22 protein-coding genes and 1 pseudogene are annotated in these 26533 nt (G+C 40.2%); 11 read left to right on the top strand and 12 right to left on the bottom strand.

All coding sequences use genetic code 11. From position 1 onward, the window contains the following. Positions 1–12 precede the first annotated feature (12 nt). The 4 genes from GFH30_RS05995 to GFH30_RS05980 form a co-directional block, all read right to left on the bottom strand. Positions 13–1503 (bottom strand): adenylate/guanylate cyclase domain-containing protein, encoded by a 1491-nt coding sequence (locus GFH30_RS05995; protein WP_153371362.1) that lies wholly within the window; start codon positions 1501–1503, stop codon positions 13–15. Between the two features lie 45 nt (positions 1504–1548). Continuing rightward, the gene (locus tag GFH30_RS05990) at positions 1549–1983 is read right to left on the bottom strand and encodes an HIT domain-containing protein (RefSeq protein WP_153371361.1); all 435 of its coding nucleotides are present in this window, start codon (positions 1981–1983) and stop codon (positions 1549–1551) included. A 230-nt stretch (positions 1984–2213) separates the two neighbouring features. After that, positions 2214–5672, bottom strand: a complete 3459-nt coding sequence (gene mfd / locus GFH30_RS05985) for a transcription-repair coupling factor (RefSeq protein ID WP_153371360.1) — start codon at positions 5670–5672, stop codon at positions 2214–2216. Between the two features lie 119 nt (positions 5673–5791). Beyond that, positions 5792–6151, bottom strand: coding sequence for a hypothetical protein (locus tag GFH30_RS05980; protein WP_153371359.1), 360 nt, complete (start codon positions 6149–6151; stop codon positions 5792–5794). 666 nt (positions 6152–6817) lie between these two features. Here GFH30_RS05980 and putP point away from each other — a divergent pair. Beyond that, positions 6818–8332, top strand: a complete 1515-nt coding sequence (putP, locus tag GFH30_RS05975) for a sodium/proline symporter PutP (RefSeq protein WP_153371358.1) — start codon at positions 6818–6820, stop codon at positions 8330–8332. Positions 8333–8381: 49 nt separating this feature from the next. On the opposite strand, the gene GFH30_RS05970 is transcribed toward putP, so the two are convergent. Continuing rightward, positions 8382–8873: an Lrp/AsnC ligand binding domain-containing protein gene (locus tag GFH30_RS05970; protein WP_153371357.1), complete on the bottom strand. Its 492-nt coding sequence runs from the start codon at positions 8871–8873 to the stop codon at positions 8382–8384. Between the two features lie 118 nt (positions 8874–8991). Between GFH30_RS05970 and putA the strand changes: the two genes are divergently transcribed. The 4 genes from putA (at position 8992) to GFH30_RS05950 (ending at position 15281) form a co-directional block, all read left to right on the top strand. Continuing rightward, complete coding sequence (gene putA, locus GFH30_RS05965) at positions 8992–12747, top strand: trifunctional transcriptional regulator/proline dehydrogenase/L-glutamate gamma-semialdehyde dehydrogenase (protein ID WP_153371356.1); 3756 nt, start codon at positions 8992–8994, stop codon at positions 12745–12747. 170 nt (positions 12748–12917) lie between these two features. Continuing rightward, positions 12918–14000: a tRNA (uridine(54)-C5)-methyltransferase TrmA gene (gene trmA, locus GFH30_RS05960; RefSeq protein WP_153371355.1), complete on the top strand. Its 1083-nt coding sequence runs from the start codon at positions 12918–12920 to the stop codon at positions 13998–14000. A 243-nt stretch (positions 14001–14243) separates the two neighbouring features. Beyond that, positions 14244–14468 carry a hypothetical protein gene (locus GFH30_RS05955; protein ID WP_153371354.1) on the top strand — a complete coding sequence of 75 codons (225 nt, stop codon included), beginning with the start codon at positions 14244–14246 and terminating at the stop codon, positions 14466–14468. A 252-nt stretch (positions 14469–14720) separates the two neighbouring features. Next, positions 14721–15281 (top strand): lecithin retinol acyltransferase family protein, encoded by a 561-nt coding sequence (locus GFH30_RS05950; protein WP_153371353.1) that lies wholly within the window; start codon positions 14721–14723, stop codon positions 15279–15281. 30 nt (positions 15282–15311) lie between these two features. Here GFH30_RS05950 and GFH30_RS05945 read toward each other — a convergent pair. Together GFH30_RS05945 and GFH30_RS05940 are read right to left on the bottom strand one after the other, a co-directional pair. Further along, positions 15312–16222: pseudogene (locus GFH30_RS05945) on the bottom strand (bestrophin family protein). Between the two features lie 57 nt (positions 16223–16279). Then, positions 16280–18007, bottom strand: coding sequence for a glutamine--tRNA ligase/YqeY domain fusion protein (locus GFH30_RS05940; RefSeq protein ID WP_153371352.1), 1728 nt, complete (start codon positions 18005–18007; stop codon positions 16280–16282). Positions 18008–18398: 391 nt separating this feature from the next. On the opposite strand from GFH30_RS05940, the gene GFH30_RS05935 reads away from it, so the two are divergent. Further along, on the top strand, positions 18399–18908 hold the full coding sequence (locus GFH30_RS05935; RefSeq protein ID WP_153371351.1) for a peptidylprolyl isomerase: 510 nt from the start codon (positions 18399–18401) through the stop codon (positions 18906–18908). Positions 18909–18993: 85 nt separating this feature from the next. Next, positions 18994–19713 carry a UDP-2,3-diacylglucosamine diphosphatase gene (locus GFH30_RS05930; protein ID WP_153371350.1) on the top strand — a complete coding sequence of 240 codons (720 nt, stop codon included), beginning with the start codon at positions 18994–18996 and terminating at the stop codon, positions 19711–19713. Positions 19714–19739: 26 nt separating this feature from the next. Here GFH30_RS05930 and GFH30_RS05925 read toward each other — a convergent pair whose 3' ends face one another. After that, a complete protein-coding gene (locus tag GFH30_RS05925; protein WP_153371349.1) occupies positions 19740–19958 on the bottom strand; it encodes a transposase in 219 nt (72 codons plus the stop codon). Positions 19959–20471: 513 nt separating this feature from the next. Between GFH30_RS05925 and nfsB the strand changes: the two genes are divergently transcribed. Next, a complete protein-coding gene (nfsB, locus tag GFH30_RS05920) occupies positions 20472–21125 on the top strand; it encodes an oxygen-insensitive NAD(P)H nitroreductase (RefSeq protein ID WP_153371348.1) in 654 nt (217 codons plus the stop codon). A 109-nt stretch (positions 21126–21234) separates the two neighbouring features. Beyond that, entirely contained in the window at positions 21235–21462 is a 228-nt protein-coding gene (locus GFH30_RS05915; protein WP_153371347.1) for a hypothetical protein, read from the top strand. On the opposite strand, the gene GFH30_RS05910 is transcribed toward GFH30_RS05915, so the two are convergent. The 4 genes from GFH30_RS05910 to GFH30_RS05895 all read right to left on the bottom strand — a co-directional run bounded on the left by GFH30_RS05910 (position 21425) and on the right by GFH30_RS05895 (position 25134). Continuing rightward, positions 21425–22279: a DMT family transporter gene (locus tag GFH30_RS05910; RefSeq protein ID WP_153371346.1), complete on the bottom strand. Its 855-nt coding sequence runs from the start codon at positions 22277–22279 to the stop codon at positions 21425–21427. The genes GFH30_RS05915 and GFH30_RS05910 overlap by 38 nt on opposite strands. Before the next feature lie 88 nt (positions 22280–22367). Further along, positions 22368–23408, bottom strand: a complete 1041-nt coding sequence (fba, locus tag GFH30_RS05905) for a class II fructose-bisphosphate aldolase (protein ID WP_153371345.1) — start codon at positions 23406–23408, stop codon at positions 22368–22370. Between the two features lie 121 nt (positions 23409–23529). Then, positions 23530–23796, bottom strand: a complete 267-nt coding sequence (locus tag GFH30_RS05900) for a hypothetical protein (RefSeq protein WP_153371344.1) — start codon at positions 23794–23796, stop codon at positions 23530–23532. A gap of 150 nt (positions 23797–23946) precedes the next feature. After that, entirely contained in the window at positions 23947–25134 is a 1188-nt protein-coding gene (locus GFH30_RS05895; protein WP_153371343.1) for a phosphoglycerate kinase, read from the bottom strand. A 139-nt stretch (positions 25135–25273) separates the two neighbouring features. On the opposite strand from GFH30_RS05895, the gene GFH30_RS05890 reads away from it, so the two are divergent. Beyond that, a complete protein-coding gene (locus GFH30_RS05890) occupies positions 25274–25657 on the top strand; it encodes a DUF2237 family protein (RefSeq protein ID WP_153371342.1) in 384 nt (127 codons plus the stop codon). Beyond that, the gene (locus GFH30_RS05885; protein WP_153371341.1) at positions 25657–26250 is read left to right on the top strand and encodes a Maf family protein; all 594 of its coding nucleotides are present in this window, start codon (positions 25657–25659) and stop codon (positions 26248–26250) included. The genes GFH30_RS05890 and GFH30_RS05885 overlap by 1 nt, the downstream gene beginning before the upstream one ends. Positions 26251–26533: the final 283 nt, after the last annotated feature.

Genomic DNA, 26533 nt, shown 5'->3' with positions numbered 1-26533 from the left:
GATTAACTTTATTTACATCACATTTGATTTTTCAGCCTGAGTTTCTTTGACTTCTACCGGTTCAATTTGAATGACTTCATCTTCGATATTGAGTTTTACAATCCCTTCCGCATTGGTCAATTGTTGTTGCGTTTGAATACGCTGTGTCATTTTTTCAAGCACATGCAGCAGTTCAGGATATTCAAAGTTTTGTACTTCATCTAAATTGAGCAATAGATGGAAGCCTTTATATTCATAATCAAACCAACGCTGATAATCCATTTTACGTGAACTATATTTTTCCATCACTTGCCATGAGCGGACAGGTTGCTTAATTCCTTTTAAGTAAATCGGTGCTTTCGGTGCACATAAATAATCATTTTTAATTAAATTATGGGTATCTTCAGAAATCAGAATTTCATCCACTTCTGCTGCACTTTGTAAGCGTGCCGCCAAGTTTGCATCACGACCAACAATGGTATACGCCATACGATGATTCGCCCCATAGTTCCCTACGTGGCAATAACCTGTTGAAATTCCCATACGAATATGCAACGGCGGATAACCCATCTTGACCCATCGTTCGCGCAATAATTTCATTTGCTGACGCATAGCAATCGCCATTTCCATACAGCTTTTTGCATCTTGCTCGACCCCTTGGCTATGTGGGTCACCAAAAAACACCAAAATCGCATCACCCATGAATTTATCTACGGTTGCTTCATATTTTTTGGCAATTTCGGTCATATGACTTAAATAGTCATTGAGTAAATACGCCAAATCGTCGGGAATTAAAGTTTCTGAAAGTTCGGTAAAACCTTGAATATCCGAGAAGAAAACGGTGAGTTTTTTACGTTTATATTCAATTTTCGCTTCAGATTCGCCTTTCATAATCGACTGCCACAATTGCTGTGGTGCATAACGACTCAGTTGATTGGCAAACTCCATATAACGATTCATTTGGTCGTAATAATATTTCTTTTGCTGTGATATAAAATGCACGCGACTGCTTTGATAAAAATTGCCCACCCCAAAATAGGTAAACAAACATAAAAAACCCAGTACGGTTAATTCATTATTTGTGGACGCGAAATACTCACCAAAACCAAAGATAAAAATATTACAGACATAAAAAATAGCAATCCCGATGAGGGTTGCTAAGGCGACCATTAGAAATGAAATTTTATTACTGATCGCGGTATAAAGTAATGCTGCCAAGCCCAACAATGACAGCACCAAATTCAAGTGAACTGCCGATAAAATCACAGCAATGACCGTAATATCCAACATAAAGAAGACATTACGTTTTCGTCTTTGGCTATAGCGATAAATCAGTTCACGAGAAAGACGTGGCGTAATCAGTAAAATAAACAGGAGAAAGAAAGGAACAAAAATTTGATACTGGGTGTCAGCTTCAGTGTAATGATAGACGACAATCACTAAAGACAGCATGATATATCCCATCATGCGATGGAAATATTCAAAATGCTTCGGTTCTTTATGAATCCAGTCGTCTATTTGCACTTACTTACTCCTGAGCAGTACATAGCCAACGGTCTAAAGTGGATCTTAATCCATACGCCAGTCAAATGGCATATCTCCTTGACCACGTAACGCCAACATCAAGGTTTGACGCATATGTGCCAATACTTCGCTGCTATACGGAACAGCAGGTGTACCCCAAACAGGTTTTGGCCACATCACGTCATTTTGGTAACGAACCACGTGATGGAAATGCAATTGCGGTACCATATTACCAAGTGCAGCAACGTTCATTTTATCTGCACGGAATACGCGAGAAAGTTGACTTGATAACCAACTTGATTCACGCAAGAATTGTTCTTGGTCGGCTTGACTTAATTCATATAACTCGGTGGCGCCTGGCACACGAGGAACCAAAATCAGCCAAGGGAATTGCATATCATTCATCAAACGACATGTGGATAAAGGAAAGTCGCCTACAAAAAAAGTATCTTGAGCAAGTTGTGGATGCAAACTAAACATATCTTTATAAATGATGCAAAATTAGAATGATGGCTAATACTACCATATACAACACAGGCTGAATATTGGAAGCAATGTGTTTAAATACAAATTTGTATTTATTGTTTTGATCTCTGTCACAATTAAGACTTTACCCAATCGCCTAAATTAATCAAGCCTTTCTTTCCTCTCAAAAGAAAGACTTTAATCGCTTTAGGCGAATGAACTTTACACTCATAGTCTAATGACAATTAGTGCAATTCTTTCAACAGACTATCTAATAAATCTTGAATAAACTGTATGCGTTTTTCGTAATCCTCAAGCATGACCATAATTTTCAAACGCTGCCCACCGTTCATACGGAAATAGGTCGGATGTTTCTGCATCATTTGAATAATGGTCACCGCTTGAACCGGAGTATCTGGTGCAAATTCAATATGTCCGCCTTGCTGACTAATATCAACTTTGGTGATACCCAACTGCTCCGCTTTCAAACGGATTTGATGTACCGCAAAGAGTTGTTTCACTGATTGTGGTGGAATACCAAAGCGATCAATCAATTCCATGCGAATATTATCGAGTTTATCTCGGCTATCAGTATTACTAATACGCTTATAGAACAATAAGCGTTGATGCACATCACCCAAGTAATCATCTGGAATAAGTGCTGGCATATGTAAGTTAATTTCGGCAGTCAATGAAAGCGGCGCATCGAAGTTCGGGGTTTTACCTTTTTGAATCGCTTTAGTGGCTTTTTCAAGCATTTCCATATACAAGCTATAACCAATCGCTTGCATAGAACCACTTTGCTGCTCACCCAATAATTCACCGGCACCACGAATTTCTAAATCTTCGGTGGCAAGCATAAAACCCGCACCCAAATTAGAAGCACGTTGAATGGCATCTAAGCGCTTTTCGGCATCGCCTTTTAAACCCTTAATAGAGGGAACCAATAAATAAGCATAGGCTTGATGATGCGAACGACCGACACGACCACGTAATTGATGAAGCTGCGCCAAGCCCAATTTATCTGCCCGTTCGATAATAATGGTATTGGCACTCGGTACATCGATCCCTGTTTCAATAATGGTTGAACAGACTAAAACGTTATATTCTTTATGATAGAACTGCTGCATGACTTGCTCGAGTTCACGTTCCCGCATTTGTCCATGTGCGACTGCAACACGTGCTTCAGGCACAAGTTCGCGTAAATTTTCCGCAGTACGTTCAATCGTATCGACATCGTTATGCAGGAAATACACCTGACCACCACGCAGTAATTCTCGTAGAATCGCTTCTTTAACCGAATCGCCAGTTTGCTCCTGTACGAAGGTTTTGACGGCTAGACGACGTGCAGGTGGTGTGGCAATAATCGATAAATCACGCATCCCACTAAATGCCATATTTAAGGTACGTGGAATCGGTGTCGCCGTGAGCGTCAGCATATCAACATCCGCACGCAAGGCTTTAATCCGTTCTTTGTCACGTACCCCGAAGCGATGTTCTTCATCAACAATCATCAAACCAAGATTATTAAATTTGATATTTTCTTGCAGAATTTTATGTGTACCAATCACAATATCGACTTTACCATCGGCTAAATCATCAATCGTTTTGGTATGGGTTTTCGATGAACCAAAACGCGATAGTACTTCAATGCGTACAGGCCAATCGGCAAAACGATCTTTAAAAGATTCATAGTGCTGTTGGGCAAGCAAAGTGGTCGGCACTAACACCGCCACTTGGCGATTATTTTGTACAGCGACAAAAGCCGCACGCATCGCAACTTCAGTCTTACCAAAGCCGACATCACCACAAACCAAGCGATCCATCGGTTTAGCTTGTCGCATATCATAGAGTGTGGCTTCAATGGCATTGGCTTGATCGAGCGTTTCCTCATAAGCAAAGCCACTGGCAAACTGCATATACAAGGATTGATCAAGCTCAAAATGAATCCCTGGTTTTGCCGCACGACGTGCCTGAATATGCAACAGCTCAGCTGCAACATCATGAATTTGTTCTAAAGCCTTACGCTTCGCTTTTGACCATGCATCCGTGCCGAGTTTATGTAATGGCGCTAGGTCGGGATCACCACCGCTATAACGACTAATTAAATGTAAATTAGTCACGGGGACATACACTTTTGCCGCATCCGCATAGTCAAGTTGCAAAAATTCGTGATCTTGATCGTCAATACTTAAAGTAATTAAGCCCGCATAACGCCCCACACCATAATCGATATGTACCACAGGCGCGCCAATAGACAGTTCCGTTAAGCTACGCACCAAGAACTCTTCAGAGACTTCTTGCTGACGTTTACGACGGCGCTGCACCACGCGATGCTCATAGAGCTGATTTTCAGAAATGATACTCAGTTTGTCTTTGAGTTCTAAACCGCGATCCAAAGGTGCATTGGTGATCGCAATCGCATGCAAAGACTCAATAAAATCATCAAAACTATCAACGGTTGGAATGTCACCCAAACTTGAACGCAATGCGTCTTTTAGTGTTTCACGGCGACCTGCACTTTCAGCCACCAATAAGACCGGATGATTGGCTGCATCAATATATTGTTTAACGAGTGCAAATGGCTTTTCTTGTTTTGGGTCGACCGCTAAACGGGGTGGAACATCGGCATTTAAATTAATCACGCCTGCTTTAGGCTCAAATGGCTCTTGCGCTGCAATAAAACGCCCAAAATGATTGAGTTGTTCTAAAATTTGATGGGTCGATAAAAATAACGCATCAGGTGCAACAATGGGCTGATCAACATTATAACGACGATCGTCATAACGGCGTTCTACATCCGCCCAAAATTGGTTTAATCCCTCTTCTAAGGACTTATCTGTAATGACAATGGTATGACTTGGTAAGTACGATAGTAGACTACTTTGGGTTTTCATTGCCGTTGCATCAAAAAATAGCGGCAAATAGAACTCGATCCCCGGTGATGCAATGCCATCAAGAACATCTTGATAAATCGGATTTTTCTTGGGATTTGCCGTGGGGAAAAATTCCGCATAACGATCGCGGAAGGTTGCACGCCCTTCTTTGAGTGGAAATTCCTGTGCAGGCAAAACGGTAAAATGTTCGAGTGTTTGAGTGGTGCGCTGGGTTTCAGCATCAAAAAATTTCAGTGTTTCAATTTCATCATCAAATAGATCAATGCGAATCGGTGCTGCTTGCCCTGAAGCATAAATATCAATAATACTGCCACGTACAGCAAATTCACCATGATCATAAACGGTATCTACCAAGTGATAGCCCGCTTGAATCAATTTTTTCTTTTGTTGCTCTAAATCGAATTTTTGCCCGACATGGATATCAAAATGTTCTCCCAATACCCATGAGGTCGGTGCCACACGCTGCGCTAAGGTCGAGGCTGAAACCAACAACACTCCTGTTTTCGGCATGTTTGATAAAATCGCCAATCGCTCAGAGACAATGTCTTGATGCGGTGATAATCGATCGTAAGGCAAAATTTCCCAATCTGGAAAAATGGTCGGTTTTACCCCATAAAACTCGAATTCGCTTTCTAACTGGCTTAAATGTTGATTATTGCGCGCGACAATCATGTATAAACATTTTTGCTGCTTGGCAATCTCTTTAAGCAATAATGCCGTCGATGAGCCTTGTAGGTTACCCAACCAGCGTTTTTCGCCAGATTTTAGTTTAGATAAATTGAGTTGGGAAATTTCTTGTTGGAACATTGATATAGCTATTCATTTTAAACAACATAAGGCTATATTATCACGATGATCCAACTGCACTTCGTTATTTTATTGCATCAAATACGCAGCGCGACAAATGATGACTGCTCAAGCGATGATCATTTTTGATCACGTATAAATTGACGGTAATAATCATTTAATAATTTTAAGATACGTTTAAATTCGAGTAGATTTTCTTTGCTGTTGCCAAGGCGGGCGACATAGCGTTCTGTAGCAATTTCTAAATCAATTCGTTCATTAATAATCATCGCTGCTGCATACAACGCTTGCAGATCATCAAATTTAGTCAGCCGTCTATTCGACAGAAAATTAAGTCTTTCGCCAAGTGTCGCATTCAACTCTATACCATCCACGACGAAACCATGTTCTTCACTATATTCGATTTGATGCTCGGCTAAATAGAGCTGCGCAGGTGTCGGTTTATTGCTTTTGAAGAGGGAGGTAATTTTATCAAACATACGGGTCTTTACAGTTGCTCATTGTGTACTAGTGTAGATGAAAAAACTTTAAACCCACAGCAGGATAATTTTGCATAGTCTCTTTTTTGACTTGCGCCATATTAGCAATCAGATGTACTCGCTATTGAAACGTCAGTCCTTCAACCCGAAGGTGCTCTATAGCTCTCTTTGTATCAATTCCATCCTAGCAGTTCTATATAAGATGTTTGTTAGCAAATAAATCATGTTGGGTATAAATCAAATAAATATAGTGTCTCATTTGGCATGATGTGTAATGAGATTACAGCTATAGGCTAAAAACTTACTCTTTTGTATTCAACATAGAAATGAATACGTCAATTTTAAGAAAAATTTGGAAAAATATATTCAAATTTCACTTGTTATTGTTTTTGTAAGTTTGTGTAACATCAATACAAAATCTCAATATATTGATCTGTCGCCAGCGAATATTCCTACGCTTTGAATACGAAGTTATATTTGGCTTGTACCTACTATATAAATATTTTTATGAGATGAATAATGATGTCCATTTACATTCATTCTACATAAAAACCGCTTAACTGTTACAGAGTGTAATTTTTAAAACGTGTTTGAATCAGTGCCCTGTGAATAATCAGCAAGAATCATCCCGGACGATGATTTACAATTTTTAAGGATACTTGGCCTATGAGCACGATCAATCCCACCCTAATTACCTTCATTTTTTACATTATCGCCATGATTGCGATTGGTTTATATGCTTACCGAGCAACCTCGAATTTTGACGAATATATTTTAGGCGGTCGTAGTCTTGGTAGTGTGGTCACGGCACTTTCAGCTGGCGCATCAGATATGAGTGGCTGGTTACTCATGGGACTTCCGGGTGCAATTTATCTGTCAGGTCTGTCTGAAGTTTGGATTGCGATTGGATTGATCATTGGTGCATGGCTAAACTGGCTATTGGTCGCTGGGCGACTTCGAGCACATACCGAATATCAAAATAATGCCCTGACCCTACCAGATTATTTTACAAGTCGTTTTTCAGACCGAAAGCGAATTTTGCGCGTGTTGTCCGCAATCGTTATTTTGGTGTTTTTTGCAATTTACTGTGCTTCAGGTATGGTCGCAGGTGCACGATTATTTGAAAGTCTATTTGGATGGGATTACACCACAGCACTCTGGCTTGGTGCAGTGGCTACGATTTTGTACGTATGTATCGGTGGATTTTTAGCGATTAGTTGGACGGATACGTTTCAAGCCGGTTTAATGATTTTCGCATTAATTTTAACACCGATCATGACTTTCTTAGCCCTTGGCGATAACAGCCAAGATGTGGCTACTCTGTTAGAGAGTGCTCGTCCAAACGCTTCAAATCTGATTGAAAACTTAAGTTCTATTGCAATTATCTCAAGCTTTGCATGGGGCTTAGGCTATTTTGGACAACCCCATATTCTTGTGCGCTTTATGGCTGCTGACTCGGTCAAAATTATTCCAAACGCACGCCGCATTGGCATGACATGGATGATTTTATGTTTAGCTGGTGCCATGGCTGCGGGTTATATTGGTATTGCCTATTTTGCCGCAAATCCAGATTTACCTGCAGCAGCAATCGTCAATAAAAACCCTGAAATGGTCTTCATGGAATTAACTAAAATTCTATTTAATCCTTGGGTTGCGGGCATTGTACTGGCTGCAATTTTAGCAGCCATTATGAGTACTTTGAGCTGCCAACTATTGGTGTGTTCAACCACCCTAACCGAAGATTTGTACAAAGCATTTGTAAGAAAAACAGCGTCACAAAAGGAATTAATTTGGGTTGGTCGAGGGATGGTGGTCGTAATCGCCCTGATTGCAATTTCGCTTGCTATGAACCCAAATAGTAAAGTGCTGAGCTTGGTGGCCTATGCTTGGGCAGGCTTTGGCGCGGCATTTGGACCCTTGATTATTTTATCGCTTTTTTGGAAACGTATGACACTGAACGGCGCCATCATCGGCATGATTGTTGGGGCTGTGACCGTCATTGCTTGGAAAAATTATATGGGTGATACCGGTATTTACGAGATCATTCCGGGCTTTATTTTAGCAAGTTTGAGCATTGTAGTAGTGAGTTTATTTGATCATCCACCTCAGCACGAGATGATTGAACGCTTTGAACTTGCTCAAGCAAAATATGCAAAAGAAATGGCAGACATGAAGAAGTAATGCTACACATATAAAAAAGGGACATTTCAATGTCCCTTTTTTCTTGCTGTTATTTTTTTACAGGCATTTTGAGCTTAATTTTTTGGGTCTCTTTAATCACTTCCATCACAGGATAACTCCGCGTTTCCTTCACTCCCGGCAACTGCCACAAGATATCACCTGAAATTTTCCGAAATTCATCCATATTGGCACAGCGAATTTTCACAACAAAATCAAAGCCACCACTAATCATATGACATTCCACAATCTCAGGTATGTGCTGTACTGCCTCTGAAAACTCCTCCAAAACATTGGGGGTGGTCTTATCTAGCAAAATCTCAACAAATACTACAAATGCATTATTCAACTTAGTAGGGTTGAGCCGTGCTTCATAGCCCAAAATAAAACCTTCCTTGGTCAGTTTTTGCACCCGTGCAAGGACTGCTGTAGGCGATAAATTCACCATTTCAGCAAGTTTAATATTGGAAATTTTCGATTCAGTTTGAAGCAAATCGAGAATACGCAAATCTATGCGGTCGAGACTGAAAAAATGGCTATTCATTTGAATTATTCTCTAAAATTAAGCTGAACTATAGTGAGTTATTCGTCAATTTTTTTGTGATTATAGTTTAAAACTCACTTAAGTTAAAGAAATGATTGACGCAGTACAGGAAGTCACTATGCCAACCACACTTAGCCAAGCTTCTGCTTTGGATGCAACCCCTTCTTCACAGCACATTGCTGACTTTAAGCATAAAAACACGTATGAACACCATATCAATTCAGCATGGCGGAGCGATGAATCTGAGTGCGTTGATCATTTATTAGCACATAGTAAAATATCGGCTGAAATGACCGAGAAAATTCAAACCATTGCTTTTCAATTAGCACACTCTTTACGCGAACGTAAAGGCGGACATGGTAAAAGTGGCGTCGTGCAAGGTCTATTACAAGAATTTTCCTTGTCATCTCAGGAAGGGATTGCACTAATGTGCTTGGCTGAAGCACTACTACGTATTCCCGATACTGCAACCCGTGATCTACTCATTCGAGATAAAATCAACCAAGGCAATTGGAAAGATCATTTGGGTCAAAGCCAACTGATGTTTGTGAATGCTGCAGCATGGGGCTTAATGCTGACCGGAAAATTGATGGAAACACCGCAGCAGAAAAGCTTATCAAGCTTACTAACTGGGCTTTTGGCGCGCAGTGGTCGCGGTATTATTCGTAAAGCGGTCGATATGGCAATGCGGATGATGGGTGAGCAATTTGTAACAGGTGAAACAATTAATGAAGCACTGAAGAATGCTGAACATCTTGAAGATAAAGGCTTCCGCTATTCTTATGACATGCTTGGTGAAGCCGCACTAACCGAACATGATGCCGAACGCTACTACCAAGATTATCAAGATGCGATTCATGCCATTGGTAAAGCATCAACGGATCAAGATGTTTATGAAGGCCCAGGCATTTCAATTAAATTATCAGCACTGCACCCACGTTATCAACGCTCGCAAATGGATCGAGTACATAACGAGTTATATGCCAAAGTATTGCAGCTTGCGGTACTCGCACAGCAATATAATATTGGTTTAAATATTGATGCTGAAGAAAGCGATCGTTTAGAAATTTCGCTCGAATTACTCGAACGCCTCTGTTTTGAGCCTCAATTGAAGCAATGGAAAGGGATCGGCTTTGTCATTCAGGCCTACCAAAAACGTTGTTTTTATGTGGTTGATTACATTATTGATTTAGCGAAACGCAGTCATAAGCGCCTGATGATTCGTTTGGTCAAAGGTGCGTATTGGGATAGTGAAATTAAAAAAGCACAAATTGATGGTATGACAAATTATCCTGTATTCACTCGCAAAGTGCATACCGATTTGTCTTACATTGCTTGCGCACGCAAATTATTGGCTGAACCTGATTATATTTACCCACAATTTGCCACCCATAATGCGCAAACTGTGGCAACAATTTATCAACTTGCCAATCCTGCTCAATATTATGCAGGTCAATATGAATTCCAATGCCTACATGGTATGGGTGAACCACTTTATGAGAATATCGTTGGAGATGTAGCACAGCATAAATTAGGTATTCCATGTCGCATTTACGCGCCAGTGGGTAACCATGAAACACTACTCGCCTATCTCGTTCGTCGCTTACTCGAAAACGGCGCAAATACATCTTTCGTCAATCGCATTGCCGATAAAGCGTTAAAAATTGAAGACTTGATCGAAAATCCACGCGAAACCATTTTGCATCATTCACAACAAGATAAAGTCATTGGCGCAAAACATCCGAATATCCCCTATCCTGAAGATTTATATGGTGATTTACGTCCTAACTCAGCCGGAATTGATCTTGCCAATGACACCGATTTAATCGCGCTAAATAAAGTCGCAGTGGAATTGAGTAATACTCAATTTGAAGCGGCTGCCATGGGTGCATCATTTAGTCAGATCAATACAAGTCAGCCAATACATATTATCAATCCGTCTCGACACAACGATATTGTAGGCGTTGTCTATGAAACAACGGCGGAACAAGTAGAAACCGTACTTCAAGATGCTGTCAAAGCACAATCGCTTTGGGCAAATTTACCGAAAGACCAACGTGCAGCTTACTTAAATAAAGCTGCGGATCTCATGCAACAGCGTCTTTTTCCACTGATGGTGTTACTGTCCCGTGAAGCAGGTAAAACCTATGCCAACACGATTGCTGAGGTTCGAGAAGCAATTGATTTCTTGCGGTACTATGCTGGACAAATGCTCGATTTGGCTCACGATGTCAATATTAAGCCTTTAGGTACTGTCCTTTGTATTAGTCCATGGAATTTTCCACTTGCCATTTTTACTGGACAAATTTCAGCAGCTTTGGTCGCAGGCAATACCGTCATTGCTAAACCTGCCGAGCAAACCCCACTCATTGCGGCACAAGCGGTACAAATATTATGGGAAGCAGGTATTCCAAAAGATGTACTGCAGCTTTTACCGGGTCAAGGTGAAACTATTGGTGCACAGCTGAGTCAAGATTCGCGTATTCAAGGCATCATGTTTACTGGCTCTACTGAAGTTGCAAAAATTTTGCAAAAAACTGTCTCACAACGTTTGAATCAGTTTGGTGAAAGTGTGACTCTGATCGCAGAAACGGGTGGCCAAAATGCCATGATTGTGGATTCTTCAGCATTGACCGAACAAGTGGTGTTAGATGTGATCAACTCGGCCTTTGACAGCGCAGGTCAACGCTGTTCAGCACTCCGTGTACTTTGCGTGCAAGAAGATAATTTTGAAGTGCTTCGCAGCATGTTAGTCGGTGCGATGCAGCAATTACGTGTAGGCGATCCTAGCTTACTATGTACCGATATCGGTCCTGTCATTGATTTTGAAGCAAAGCAAAATATTCAACGACATATTGATCGGATGAAACAAAAAGGTCATCGAGTATACCAACTCATGTTCAATCAAGATTCATACAATTTGAATCAGGGGACGTTTATTCCACCTACGCTGATTGAACTACCCAATCTGAACGATCTTGAACGTGAAGTATTTGGTCCTGTGCTCCATTTAATCAAATACAAATCTGGGGAACTCGAACAACTCTTGGAACATATTAATCATAAAGGTTATGGTCTAACCATGGGTTTACATACCCGGATTGATGAAACTATACATAAGGTCATGACTAAGGCACATGTTGGTAACCTCTATATTAACCGCAATATTGTTGGTGCAGTGGTTGGCGTACAACCCTTTGGTGGTGAAGGTCTATCTGGCACAGGACCAAAAGCGGGTGGACCACTGTATTTATACCGTTTAATGCATCATGTGTCTGAAAAAAAATTAGCTGTACCTTATGCTGTTCAACCTGCACAAAATTTACAAATCAATCCTGTTGCTGAGGCATTTAAAGCATGGGTGAGTCAATATTTTCCAAGTATCAAGTTAACTGAAACACATCCGATTGCCTCAGGTCAACGTTTCAGCTTAATAGGTCCAACGGGTGAAGATAATCAATACGTCATCTTGCCGCGAGAAAATATCCTGTCCCTTGCCAAAAATGATGCAGATCAAGCGCAGCAACTGTTCGCGATTTTATCGATCGGGAGTCATCCTGTAGTCCTCGCGGAAAATAGTTTTATCTTAAAGCATTTAGACAGCATGCCTACCACTGTGATCAATCAGATCAAAGTTGTAACAAGCATCGAGCAAGGTGAGTTTGATGCAGTACTGCATCATGGCAATGAGATTGAATTGCTTGATTTACAGCAACGCATTGCTGCGCGCCAAGGTGCAATTATTGGCATTACACATATGACATCGGGGGATTATCAAATTCCGGTCGAACGTTTTGTCATTGAACGCGCCATTAGCATTAATACTGCTGCAGCTGGTGGTAATGCAAGCCTCATGACAATGTCAGGCTCATAAACTTTACTTTTTTAAGCTCTAACTTTTACTGTTATAGGTCAAATCTTGCTCCTCAGAAGATTTGACCTTTTTTATGGGGTTTTCAGGGCTGAGATGTTGAATAGTCTTAGGCAGAACAGCAATTTTTTGCTACCATTTGAGCTTTAAAATACTTGCGATTTTTACTGCATATGACTTCATCTTATCAGCAACAACTTGATGCCAAAGTTGAACGCATTTCTGCCCAATTTGCCGAATTTAATCCTCCTGCCCTTGAAGTTTTCGAGTCTCCTGAAAACTATTATCGTATGCGTGCAGAGTTCCGTATTTGGCATACTGAAGATGATCTGTTCTATGCCATGTTTGAACGTGATGCTGATAACAATAAAAAAGTCATCCGCATTGATGAATTCCCCGTTGCAGATAAAAGTATTAATGCATTAATGCCAAAACTATTAAGCGCATTTAAAGCCGACTCTTTGCTTGGTGCACGTTTATTTGAAGTGCATTTCTTAGCGACGTTAAAAGGCGAAATGCTCGTATCCCTGATTTACCATCGTCACTTAGATGAAAGTTGGGAGCCTGCAGCAAAAGCTTTGGCTGAACAATTGAATATCAAATTGATTGGTCGTAGCCGTGGTAAGAAATTTGTGGTTTCTGACGAATACGTTGTCGAAGAATTACAAGTTTTTGATACAAAATATCAATACCAACAAATTGAAAGCAGTTTTACCCAACCCAATGCTGAAGTTTGCCAAAAAATGTTGGAATGGGCATGTACAGCTGCAACCCAATCTGACAAAGACTTACTTGAGCTGTATTGTGGTAATGGTAACTTTACTCTACCACTTTCAACTAAATTCCGTCGTGTGTTAGCCACCGAACTCGCAAAATCTTCGGTATATGCAGCACAGTGGAATATTGAAAAAAATAATATCGATAATATTCAAGTGGCGCGTTTGTCTGCTGAAGAATTCACGCAAGCATACAACGGCGAACGTGAATTCCGTCGTTTGCAAGAAGCCAATATTGATCTAACCAGCTATGAGTTTGATACGGTATTTGTTGATCCGCCGCGCGCTGGTATTGATGACGCAACATTGAAACTACTACAACGTTTCGAGCGTATTTTGTATATTTCATGCAATCCCGATACGCTTTACGACAACCTACAAACATTAAGTCAAACCCATAAAATCACCAAGTTTGCGATGTTTGACCAATTCCCTTATACCCATCATGTGGAATCGGGTGTTTTACTTGAAAAGATTTAAACAATTTATTTCAAGACATTAAATTGAAACATTCAGGAGCGATCATTCGCTCCTTTTTATTTCCCTTTAAAATAATACACTTATAAAAATACAAGATACTCAGCTGACTATAATATCGTTTGACTTCGTATGCTCAATCGGAAAATCTCAACATCAAGTGCTGCTTTTATCACATTCGCTATATTGCTTTATTTATAGAATTGGCTATATTTCAACCTAGATTAGGTTGTGTATGAAGGCTCTATGAGTTTTTGGCAGAAATTGTTCTCAAACGAACAACAAAACGGACATAAGAATCAAATTGCTTGTGTCGAAAATGACTGCTGCTGCAAGTCGAATGAGCAGCTTTTAGAAGCGTTGGCGAAAGCCACTGATGAAGATATGATTGTCGGCATCAAAAAGGTTTTGGCATCTCGTGGCTATAGCCGTAAAGAGTTGAATGAACTTCAACACTTACCGCTTCAATAAGTCAGCATCTGAGTTTCAAAAAAAGCATTTGTTTTTACAAATGCTTTTTTATTGAGCACACATAAACAGCACTTTGTCTCTGATCGTATTTCCAATGATGTATATTTCAAACTTAGGCTAATTTAAGTCGCATTTTCATCTAATACACCCCTTTCCCACCCTGATGATTTAAACAGCGATATCGCTAAAAACTAAAAAAAACGTTACACTTATCGCACATTTCACAGCTAGCCAATGATTTTACGCAGGTCTATGCAACACACTCAACGCTTTGCTTTAGGTTCGCACCTCATGGTGAAACATTTCGGTTATACCCATCATGGGATTTATGCCGGACGTGGACGTGTCATTCATTATTCAGGCTTTGCCCATCTCTTTAAAAAGCACCCGATTGAAATCACGTCCATTGAACGTTTTAGCAATGGTCGCCCTATTCTGATTCAGGAATATGCTTCTGCAAAGTTTAAAGGTCGTAAAGTCGTGCGTCGTATGCGTTCACGAATGCATGAAAATAACTACCATCTTATTATTAATAACTGCGAACATTTATGCACATGGGCGATCACTGGAGTCGAAAGTAGCCCTCAAGTTACCCGTATGATCAACCGTCTTACCACTATTGGTTATATCAGTTCAATGATGAGCTTTATGAATAGCTTGTTCTTGACCCTAACCACGACAAGCTTTGCTTTGGTGTTTTATATTAAGAAAAAGCTCCGTGATAAAGCCAAGTTGCGCTTAGATCAATATCGTCAGCTCCAAGAACAGGTGCAACAAGACGCACCCGAATTAAGTAAGCTCAAACATCGCTAGAATATCAGCTTGAGCGTGGCAAAATATAATTTAGGTAATGAAGCCTTTTTGAGCTACCAATGACTCAGGAATCTCTTTATCCATTGAGCTTAAGGTTTCACGCTCAATTAAACGTACGATTGAATCGAGCGCTAGGTCGTTATCTTGTGTGCCAAAGGGCTCTTCCAATTCACTGCTCAGTTCGTCTAAGCCCAAAAACAGATAGGCAATTAACACCACGAGAATGGGTGCCCAAAGCCCGAGGCTTGCTTCCAAGCTAAAGGGTAAGATAAAGCAAAACGAATACACCGCACGATGTAAAAGTACTGAATAAGCAAAAGGCAATGGTGTTGATAGAATACGATCACATCCCGCTTGAATATTACCCAAGGCAACGGTATGCTGATTTAATTGATGGTAAATAATATCGCTGATTTCACCCTGCCGATAACGACTCACCAAATCTTTTTGGATCTGCTCTAAAACCCATTGCGATGGATTCACACGATTGCGAATACTTTGAAAATCTTGCTCAGTGAATGCTGTCACGTCTTGATAATGTTGAATACTGTTTGAACTTTGACGTAACGATCACGTAATAAATGCGTAAATAGCATCATACGCTGCAAAAGCACTTCACGGGCTTGATCATCTAACACATAGCTATCACGGCTTAAATGACGTGTCGTTGCGATTAAAGCACCCCAGAGCTTGCGCCCTTCCCACCAACGGTCATAGCATGCATTATTTCGAAAACTTAAAAATATCGACAGAATGACACCAAAGATAGTAAACCCGATGGCTGGCACTGCCGGAAAACTCATTAAATGTGCATGCCGAAGATAAACCAAAATCGCAGACAGGCTAAATACCAACACTAAAGCGGGTAGCACTTTTGGCAAAATCGTGCCATGCCATGCAAATAACAATCCGAAGCTATTACTTTTATCACGTACGATCATTTTTTTATTTTCCATAAAAAAAGCCCAACTGAACGTTGAGCTTTTTCGTGTCAATGATTATTTCGCTGGTTTAAAGCTGTCTTTCAAATCCAGAATACGGTTAAACACAGGTTTTGCTGTTGTATGATCATATTGATCGGCAACAAAATAACCCTCACGTTCAAATTGGAAACGATCTTCAGGTTTTGCTTCAGCCAGTGCTGGCTCAATCACCGCTTGAACCACTTTTAATGATTCAGGGTTTAAATTAGCAAGGAAGTCATCACCCACTTCTGGATCCGATTCAGTGAACAAACGATCATAGATACGTACTTCAGCAGGGATACCTTTGCTTGCAGATACCCAATGCACGACACCTTTGACTTTACGACCTTCAGGGTTTTTACCCAACGTTTCAGGGTCAATTGAACATTTCAGCTCAATCACATCACCATTTTCGTTTTTAATCACGTCATCACACTTAATGACATAGGCATGACGTAAACGTACTTCACCGCCCGGAATCAAACGTTTGAAGCCTTTCGGTGGTACTTCTTCAAAGTCTTTACGGTCAATGAAGATATCTGAGGTTAATGGAATGATGCGTTCACCCATATCCACGTTTGGATGACGTGAATGTACAAGATCCATCGCTTCAGGTAAGTTAGTTAATGTCACTTTAATTGGATCAAGCACTGCCATACCACGTGCTGCGGTATTTTCTAAAGACTGACGAATGCAGTATTCAAGCATTGCAACATCGACAATACTGCCATCTACTTTAGTCACTCCAACACGCTTACAGAAATCACGTAAGCCTTCAGGCGTGAAACCACGACGGCGCATACCCACCACTGTTGGCATACGTGGATCATCCCAACCATTCACGAAACCACCTTCAACCAATTTACGTAATTTACGCTTTGAGGTAATGGTGTAATCAACGTTCAAACGGCTTGATTCGTACTGACGTGGCACATCTTTAGATTGAACTTTCGCAATCACCCAATCATAGAATGGACGATGATCCACAAACTCTAACGTACATAGTGAATGTGTTACGCCTTCAATAGCATCTGACAATGGGTGCGCATAATCGTACATTGGATAAATTTTCCATTTATCGCCTGTTTGATGATGTTCAGAATGCAAAATACGATACAAAATTGGATCACGCATATGTACATTTGGTGATGTCATATCAATTTTGGCACGGAGAACCGCTTGACCTTCACCCAGCTCGCCATTTCGCATTTGTTCAAAACGCGCTAGGTTTTCTTCAATAGACGCATCACGGTAAGGTGAATTTTTACCAGGCTCAACGAAATTACCACGGTTTAGGCGAATTTCTTCAGGTGACTGTAAGTCAACATAAGCATCACCCTGTTTAATTAACTGAATTGCCCATGTATACAGTTGATCAAAATAGCTTGATGCATAGCGAGGTTGATCATTCCACTCAAAACCTAACCATTTAACGTCATTGGCAATACCATCAACGTATTCTTGTTCTTCCGCATCTGGATTAGTATCGTCAAAGCGCAGATTACAATAACCATCGAATTCTTGTGCGATACCAAAGTTCAAGCAAATCGCTTTCACGTGACCAATATGCAAATAACCATTTGGCTCAGGCGGGAAACGTGTCACCACTTTTTGCGTACGGCCCGCTTCTAAGTCTTCAGTAATGACTTGGCGCACAAAGTCTAAGCCCGGCTGTTGTTCTTGCTGCTGCGCTGAATCGACTGCATTTTTGTTCTTGGTCGGGTTCTCGGGCAGAGATGTCACAACATCATTTGGCTTCATGATCAATCATTCACTTCTAAAGTTAAAATATAAGAATTAATGAATCTATCACCTGTTCATTTGGTGAATCAATTTCAATAAAAGGTGTATTAGTTTAACGATAGGTGATCAATCTCTCAACTGCTAACTGTTGTATTTGTTTTCTATTCAGACAGCTAAGTTTTGGATTGTCAAAAGCATACTGAAAATACCCCTTACAATCAGATTAAAGCCGCTATTTTTAGCGCGCATTCAAGAAATGTTTTTAAATATGCCGCATAAATAAGATACTATTTTGATGTTTTTACAAAGAAAGTAACGTTTTTACTTGCCTTGTAGTTTACAGTTTGCTTATGCTTCTCGCATTCAAAAAAATCCATGGCACTGTTGTCCATGATTAGGAGATTACACAATGAGTTTTCCTCAAGTCGAATTAAACACCAATAAAGGTCGTATTGTTCTTGAATTAAACGCTGAAAAAGCACCTAAAACAGTGGCTAACTTCTTAGAATACGTTCGCGATGGTTTTTATGATGGCGTTATCTTCCACCGCGTTATTGAAGGTTTCATGATCCAAGGCGGCGGCATGGATGAAAACTTTAAAGAAAAAGCAACGCGTGATGCAATCGAAAACGAAGCAGACAACGGTTTAAGCAATGATGTTGGTACGATTGCAATGGCACGTACTCAAGCACCTCACTCTGCTTCTGCTCAGTTCTTCATTAACGTGAAAAACAACTCTTTCCTAAACCATACTGGTAAAACAGCGCAAGGTTGGGGTTATGCAGTATTTGGTAAAGTCACTGAAGGTCTAGACGTTGTTGATGCAATCAAAAGCGTTCGTACAGGCAACCGTGGTTACCACGCTGACGTTCCACTAGAGAACGTTGTGATTGAATCTGCAAAAATCATTTCTGAATAATAATCCCTCCCAACCTCCCTTTACTAAGGGAGGAGAAGTCCCTCTTTCGTAAAGAGGGATTTAGGGAGATTAAAAGGAAAAGATAGTGACCTATTTGTTTATCGCTGATTTACATTTGTCACCTGATCACCCTCGACTTGTTCGGGGGTTTTTAGACTTATTGGCAACTTATCAAAATAAAAACACCCAACTCTATATTTTAGGCGATTGGTTTAACGCATGGATTGGTGATGATGATCAATCTACATGGTTAAATAGCATCGTGTCTGAACTTAAAAAATTCACAGATGCAGGTAACAAGATCTATTTTCAAGTCGGTAATCGTGATTTCGCTTTGGGTCAAACGTTCTTAAATCAATTTTCAGGAAAAAGACTTCCTGATACAGATTATCTGAATATTGACGGCATTCGCTATCGCATTGAACATGGCGATGCGCTTTGTACGGATGACATCAGCTATCAACGTTTTAAATCGGTTATTCGCAATCCAATTTTACTTGGCATACTAAAAACCACACCACTTTGGTTTAGACAAAAACTTTCCAATGGCTTCCGTAAAAAAAGTATGCAATCTCAAACGTTTAAATCTTATGACATTATGGATGTTAATCAGCATGCTGTTGATGTCGCATTATTAGATGTCGATGTGCTGATTCATGGACATACTCATCGTGCCCATATTCATGATATTAAAGATAAAAAGAGAATTGTGTTAGGTGACTGGAAACAGGATTCAGCAGATATTTTAGAAATCATGCCTGATCAAAAAATCGATCATTTAAAACTAAAAAAGTGGCAATATTAGCCACTTTTTCGATCAATCAGATTGTTTTAGTTTAAGCGATACAACTGGTTCACACCGGTGTAAAAACTTTTACCATCTAAGTTAAACGGTAATTCTTCACCTGTTTCAAGTTGAATCATTTGACCAACATCAACCCAAATAAAACCTTCAATTGTATTTTGTTTGCGTTTTAGTGGAACTAATTTAACATCAATTTCGCAACCATTTACAGCAGTCGCGGTATACCATTCATTTAAAATTTTCAAAATATTTACTCATAACATGAGCTTTTTGTGACAGAACAAAGAGATTTATAAAACCAGATTTGAATAATAATTCTGTAGTTACTTAGATGTACTTAAGTAGGCGACTTAAGTAAAAGTGAATCACAATTAGCTAAAATAATAAAATGGCGAGAACATTACTCACCTTTAGTTAAACTTACCATACAGGCTATTTAATGAGAAAGCAAACAACCAGCGCGCTTTTATCGCCTAACAATGATTGAGTGTACAATTTTCAATCAGATCTAAAGAATAGGCATTGTAACCCCATAATCAAGGGCAGAATATTCAACTGAATTAAACAATTTTGCGCCATCAATATTCCTCTCTCACTTCACAAGTGCTTGTCGTGTGTCAGATAACGAAGCCATTCAAGCTCCGCCAAAAGCATAGCTTTATTCATGTCAAAATTATTGTAATATTCATTTAGGTTGAAGCAATTCAACATTTACACAATTCGTTTTAAACTTTAAAAAATAAGATTGGAGTTCAGTCATGGATTTACTCAAGGCATCACAAACACGTTATGCGACCAAAGCTTATGATCCGAGTAAACGAATTCCACCACAACAATTTGAGAAACTCGTCGACGTACTGCGTCTCGCGCCCTCTTCTATTAATATCCAACCTTGGCATTTTTTCATTGCGGAGCATGATGCTTCTAAACAGCGGATTGCCAAAGCCCTGATTGGCAAATATGCATACAATGCGCCAAAAGTACTCGAATCGTCACATACGATTTTATTTTGCACCAAAGTCGACATCACAGACGAGCATTTAGAACAATTATTGAATCAAGATGAAATCGCAGGTCGCTTTAAAGATGCTGCCGCCAAAGAAGCGCAAAAAAATACCCGTATCGGTTATGTCAATTATTATAAAAATGAAAAAGGTGATATTGGACGTTGGGCTGAAAACCAAACTTTTATCGCACTTGGACACCTATTATTGGCAGCGGGTCTTGAAAACATTGATGCTACCCCTATTGGTGGTTTTGATGAAGCGTTGATCACCGAGGAGTTTGGACTGAATGACTTAGGCTTAATCCCGTCAGTATTGCTCACCTTAGGCTATCGTAGCGATAATGATTTTAATGCCCAATTACCTAAATCTCGCCTCAACGAACAACACATCATCACAAGACTTTAATCAATCTAGAAGATAAAAGGGTTTTAAAAGCCCTTTTATCTTTATTTAGGTCTAATTTTTGCATGATCTCTGATGACGATAAAGTCATACAATAAAAATGAGGTCTGCTATGTCTATTCTACTGACTAAACCGCTAAAATTTGAATGTACGCATTGTGATAAAACCTATTTGCACAATATTGAACATGAGCAGCCTAAATATCCGCATTGCCCGCACTGCCATCATGCAGGACTACTTTTAGGTGTGGCCGAAACTGAAGATTTTGTGCGCCATCCTGTAGAGTTTGCAAGTTCCTATGTTAAGCAGACATGGCATATGCTAAGCAAAGCATACTAATCACGCCAAGAAGCAAACCGATACTGCTTGCAGTTTTTAGCTTCTCTTTAAAGAAGATCAGACCTGCAAGCACACCAAATACCACCACAAGTATATTCATCCCTGCGAAAACAATGGCAGGTGTATCTTTTAACAGCATATGCGCTTTGACATAGAGGGCAATATTGGCAAAATTTAAGAGTCCCAAAATCAAACCTGCACCGATATTTTTTACAGCGCCGAAATGATGATGTTGAATAAACAAATAACTCATAGAGCATATAAAAGCGCAGACAAACATCAGATTAAGCGCCACTGAAAATTGCACACCCAAACTGGTGGTGTATTTGAGTAATACATCAACACAAGCATAGCCTAGCCATACCGCCGCAAGATACAACATGCCTTTATTGGATGAACTGGCATCATCCCGATTTGACCATAAGATACAGAGTACTGCGGCAATACCAAATACTACACCGAAGATTTTTAACGTATTAAACTGTTCTTGAAAAAGAAAATACGCAGCAGCAAGCGATAACACCACAGATAGGCGCTGTGCTATCTCTGTTTTTAAGATCCCTGCGGTTTGTAAGGATTTAGCAAGCAGTAAAAAGACGCTCGGCAGTAAAACACCTAAAGCAATAATCAGTAACCACGGCGTATTTGACAATGAAACATGCTGTAAATCAGGCTTAAACCATAAAAAACATAAAATACTGGCTGTGGCATAATTCCAAGCAATCAAATGAATCGGGCTAAACCCGTGTTGTTTTGCTAATTTTAATAATATTGAAACGGCAACACTACACAGTGCGGCTGCAAAAATGAGTTCCATATCTTGCTCTTATTGTAACGATTTAACGTATAGTGACGAAAAAGCCCACAACAATTGTGGGCTTTTTCTATAAACAATTCATCACGAATTATTTATTGTAATGCGCGACCATTTTCTCTAAAGAAATCGGGCGAATTTTATCTGCATTACCCGCTGTACCGAAGGCTTCATAACGGTCTACACAAATTTGCTTCATGGCATCAATTGTTGCACTGAAGAATTTACGTGGATCGAATTCGCTTGGTTTTTCAGCCATCAAACGACGCATTGCGCCAGTTGATGCTAAACGCAAGTCTGTATCGATGTTGATTTTACGAACACCGTGTTTAATTGCTTCAACCAATTGCTCAACAGGAACACCGTAAGTTTCGCCGATGTTACCGCCATATTCGTTGATCACTTTCAACCATTCTTGTGGCACTGAACTTGAACCGTGCATCACAAGATGGGTGTTTGGAAGTGCTGCGTGGATCTCTTTAATACGATCAATCGCAAGAATATCACCTGTAGGTGGACGCGTGAATTTGTACGCACCGTGTGAAGTACCCACCGCAATCGCCAATGCATCGACATTGGTATCTGCAACAAAGCTACGCGCTTCTTCAACAGAAGTAAGCAGTTGAGAATGGTCAAGAACGCCTTCAGCGCCTACGCCATCTTCTTCACCCGCCATACCTGTTTCAAGGCTACCCAAACAACCAATTTCGCCTTCAACTGAAACGCCACACGCATGTGCCATCGCAACGGTACGACGTGTTACATCAACGTTGTACTCGTAAGAAGTTGGTGTTTTACCATCTTCAGCCAATGAACCATCCATCATTACTGATGAGAAGCCAAGTTGAATTGAACGTTGGCAAATATCAGGGCTAGTACCATGATCTTGGTGCATCACCACAGGAATATGCGGCCATTCTTCAATTGCAGCTAAAATAAGATGACGTAAGAATGGTGCACCTGCGTATTTACGCGCACCTGCAGATGCTTGCACGATTACAGGTGAATTCGTTGCATCTGCTGCGAGCATAATTGCACGCATTTGTTCTAAATTGTTTACGTTAAACGCTGGTACGCCGTAAGCATGTTCGCCGGCGTGATCCAAGAGCTGGCGCATTGAAATAAGAGCCATAATATCCTCCCAGGTAATGCCCCATATTCTACATGTTCAAACCTTGCAATTCAGCAATAAAACACAATATTTCGTAAAAAATCACGACTTTTGCAGTGGGTTTTCAAATTTCTATCACTACTTAATGCGCTACTGCTTCTGAACCATTTACTTCTGCTGTGGCAACATCAGCGACTGCATTAGAAACTTCGCTCGGAATATCGGTATTTTTGTCATCTAAAATAGGTTGATCGATTGAATCAATTGCTGCTTGTTGTTCTGCACTTACATCTTGAACCACAGCAGTTGATGCTTCAACTTCAGCATTTTGTGCATTGTCTTTTTTAGCACATGCAACCAACACAACTATGCTGATCAATATAGCTATCACAGAATTTAGCTTTGTCATTTTCTTACTCATTTCTCTTCTTTTGACCTCAATCATATTATGACGATTGTGTTGCATTTTAATGACGTTCATTTGACCAAATTATTTCAATTTTATTTTCAGCATAAAAAAAGCTGACATAAAGCCAGCTTCTTGTTTTAGATCATGTCATTAGGCACGTTCTAAAAGTACCGCTACAGCAGGAAGTGTTTTACCTTCAACGAATTCAAGGAATGCGCCACCGCCTGTAGAGATATAGCCAATTTTGTCAGCCACTTCGTATTTATCAATCGCAGCCAATGTGTCACCACCACCTGCAATCGAGAAGCCTGCCGATTCAGCAATGGCTAAAGATAAAGTCTTGGTACCTTCACCGAATTGATCTACTTCAAACACACCGACTGGACCATTCCAAAGAATCGTTTTCGATGTTTTTAAGATTTCTGCAAACATTTTTGCTGTTTCTGGCCCAACGTCCAAAATCATATCGTTATCAGCAACATCTTCAACTTTTTTCACAGTTGCTTTTGCAGCAGCCAATGAACCTAAGAAGTCATCGAAGTTAATTTCTGACGCGTCAGCAACCACGACATCCGTTGGTAATGGAACAGATACTTTTGCAGCAATCGCTTTAGCTGTGTCGATCAAATCATTTTCGCAAAGTGATTTACCAACGTTGTAACCTGCTGCTGCCAAGAATGTATTGGCAATACCACCACCGACGATCAATTGATCGCAGATATCAGAAAGTGATGTTAAAACATCTAGTTTCGTTGAAACTTTAGAACCCGCAACAATCGCCACCATTGGGCTTTCAGGGGTTTTAAGTGCACGACCAAGCGCATCAAGTTCTGCTGCAAGCAATGGACCTGCTGCTGCCACTTTAGCAAGGCGTGCAACGCCTTCAGTAGATGCTTCTGCACGGTGCGCAGTACCAAACGCATCCATCACAAACACATCGCAAAGTGCTGCATATTTTGCTGCAAGTTCAGGATTATTTTTCTTTTCACCGACATTGAAACGGCAGTTTTCAAGTAAAACCACTTGACCTGCTTCTACTTCAACACCATCTAAGTAATCCGTAAACAACTTAACTTCTTGACCGAGTGCTTCAGTTAAGTAAGCCGCAACAGGTGCAAGCGATTGTTCAGCTTTAGGCTCACCTTCAACTGGACGACCAAGGTGAGAATAAACCATCACCGCAGCGCCTTTTGCAACCGCAGCTTTAATTGTTGGCAAAGCCGCACGCAGACGTGCATCGCTTGTAATCACACCATTTTTCACAGGAACGTTTAAATCTTCACGAATAAGAACACGCTTACCTGCCAAATCTAGGTCAGTCATACGCTGAAAGTTCATGTAGAGCTCACTTTATAGATATCAAAACGAGGCGATTTTAAATGATTATGCAAAAAAAGGTTAGCTTCTTTTGCAGAAAAGCTGACGATTGCTAAAGTTTTGTTATGATAGTTAAAAGCCTCATTAAGATTCAGCACTTATGTCGATACATCCAGACCCAAATCTTAATCGTTTAAATGTTTTAGACGAGCCTTTAGCCAGCTGTTGTTTTGACCCAATCACTGGATATTTCCGTAATGGTTTCTGTCATACCGCCCCCTCTGATATTGGTCAGCACACTGTTTGCGCACAAATGACCTCTGAATTTTTAAATTATTCTCAAAAAGTAGGCAATGATTTGATTACCCCTGTTCCTGAAGTGGGTTTTGTTGGTCTGCAACCGGGTGATTTTTGGTGTATTTGCGTGACGCGTTGGGTTGATGCCTATGAGGCTGGTTTTGCTCCACCCATTAAACTTCAAGCTTGTCACAAAGCTGTTTTAGCTTATGTCCCAATGCATGTATTAGAGGAATATGCGGTCTAATGAACGCGCCTAAAATCATTTTGGCTTCAAGCAGCCAAACTCGCAAAGAACTGATGGATCGTTTGCGTTTGCAATATAGCACCATCGTCCCTGATATTGATGAATCTCCGCGTGGTGAAAACCATGCTGATGTTTTAGCAAAACGTTTGGCTTTTGAGAAAGCCCAACATGTTGCCAATTTACACCCCGATGCGATTGTCATTGGATCTGATCAAGTCGCTTGGCGTGAAGGTGCACCTGATATTTTTATTGGTAAGCCACTTACTGCAGACAAAGCCATTCGTCAGTTACAAGCCAATTCAGATAAGATTGTTTATTTCAGTACCGCGCTCAGTGTTCAACACCAATCTACGGGTTTCGAACAAACGCTTGTTGAACATTATAAAGTCAAGTTCCGCAAACTGAGCTTGCCTGAAATTGAGCGTTATATTGAAATTGAACAGCCTTTTCATTGTGCCGGCAGTTTTAAATGTGAAAGCTTAGGCATTAGCCTATTTGAAGAAATGATCGGTCAAGACCAGACCACGTTGATGGGTATGCCGATGATTCAACTCTGTAGAATTTTGCGTGAATTAAAAATTTTAGTGCCTTAATTTTCTAATGTTTATTAAAAAAAACCGAGTTAAATGACTCGGTTTTTTTTGATTGTAATCTGATCGTTCAACAAACAGTCCTCTCTTAGCTCAGATGAATACAACTGATCGAAATTATTTTTTCTAAACAAGGTCGTGGAACATTGCTTAATAAGTAAGCGTGAACCATGAAAAAAATATTAAAAAAGCCCAACCGGTGATGATTTGGCTTTTTACTATATGATAAGACCATAATTTATATGAAATAAAAAATAGCATTTCGTATAAGGTGTATTATGTTAAT

It is taken from the genome of Acinetobacter wanghuae (genome assembly GCF_009557235.1).
Taxonomy (GTDB): domain Bacteria; phylum Pseudomonadota; class Gammaproteobacteria; order Pseudomonadales; family Moraxellaceae; genus Acinetobacter; species Acinetobacter wanghuae.
Note: the sequence above shows the minus strand (reverse complement) of the source record. Positions and strands in the feature narration are given on the sequence as shown.

Bases quoted from the DNA above. Each gene is read 5' to 3' on its own strand.
- GFH30_RS05990 (WP_153371361.1), bottom strand. From the start codon at position 1,983: ATGTTTAGTTTGCATCCACAACTTGCTCAAGATACTTTTTTTGTAGGC.
- mfd (WP_153371360.1), bottom strand. From the start codon at position 5,672: ATGTTCCAACAAGAAATTTCCCAACTCAATTTATCTAAACTAAAATCT.
- GFH30_RS05980 (WP_153371359.1), bottom strand. From the start codon at position 6,151: ATGTTTGATAAAATTACCTCCCTCTTCAAAAGCAATAAACCGACACCT.
- putP (WP_153371358.1), top strand. From the start codon at position 6,818: ATGAGCACGATCAATCCCACCCTAATTACCTTCATTTTTTACATTATC.
- GFH30_RS05970 (WP_153371357.1), bottom strand. From the start codon at position 8,873: ATGAATAGCCATTTTTTCAGTCTCGACCGCATAGATTTGCGTATTCTC.
- putA (WP_153371356.1), top strand. From the start codon at position 8,992: ATGCCAACCACACTTAGCCAAGCTTCTGCTTTGGATGCAACCCCTTCT.
- trmA (WP_153371355.1), top strand. From the start codon at position 12,918: ATGACTTCATCTTATCAGCAACAACTTGATGCCAAAGTTGAACGCATT.
- GFH30_RS05955 (WP_153371354.1), top strand. From the start codon at position 14,244: ATGAGTTTTTGGCAGAAATTGTTCTCAAACGAACAACAAAACGGACAT.
- GFH30_RS05950 (WP_153371353.1), top strand. From the start codon at position 14,721: ATGCAACACACTCAACGCTTTGCTTTAGGTTCGCACCTCATGGTGAAA.
- GFH30_RS05940 (WP_153371352.1), bottom strand. From the start codon at position 18,007: ATGAAGCCAAATGATGTTGTGACATCTCTGCCCGAGAACCCGACCAAG.
- GFH30_RS05935 (WP_153371351.1), top strand. From the start codon at position 18,399: ATGAGTTTTCCTCAAGTCGAATTAAACACCAATAAAGGTCGTATTGTT.
- nfsB (WP_153371348.1), top strand. From the start codon at position 20,472: ATGGATTTACTCAAGGCATCACAAACACGTTATGCGACCAAAGCTTAT.
- GFH30_RS05915 (WP_153371347.1), top strand. From the start codon at position 21,235: ATGTCTATTCTACTGACTAAACCGCTAAAATTTGAATGTACGCATTGT.
- GFH30_RS05910 (WP_153371346.1), bottom strand. From the start codon at position 22,279: ATGGAACTCATTTTTGCAGCCGCACTGTGTAGTGTTGCCGTTTCAATA.
- fba (WP_153371345.1), bottom strand. From the start codon at position 23,408: ATGGCTCTTATTTCAATGCGCCAGCTCTTGGATCACGCCGGCGAACAT.
- GFH30_RS05900 (WP_153371344.1), bottom strand. From the start codon at position 23,796: ATGACAAAGCTAAATTCTGTGATAGCTATATTGATCAGCATAGTTGTG.
- GFH30_RS05895 (WP_153371343.1), bottom strand. From the start codon at position 25,134: ATGAACTTTCAGCGTATGACTGACCTAGATTTGGCAGGTAAGCGTGTT.
- GFH30_RS05890 (WP_153371342.1), top strand. From the start codon at position 25,274: ATGTCGATACATCCAGACCCAAATCTTAATCGTTTAAATGTTTTAGAC.
- GFH30_RS05885 (WP_153371341.1), top strand. From the start codon at position 25,657: ATGAACGCGCCTAAAATCATTTTGGCTTCAAGCAGCCAAACTCGCAAA.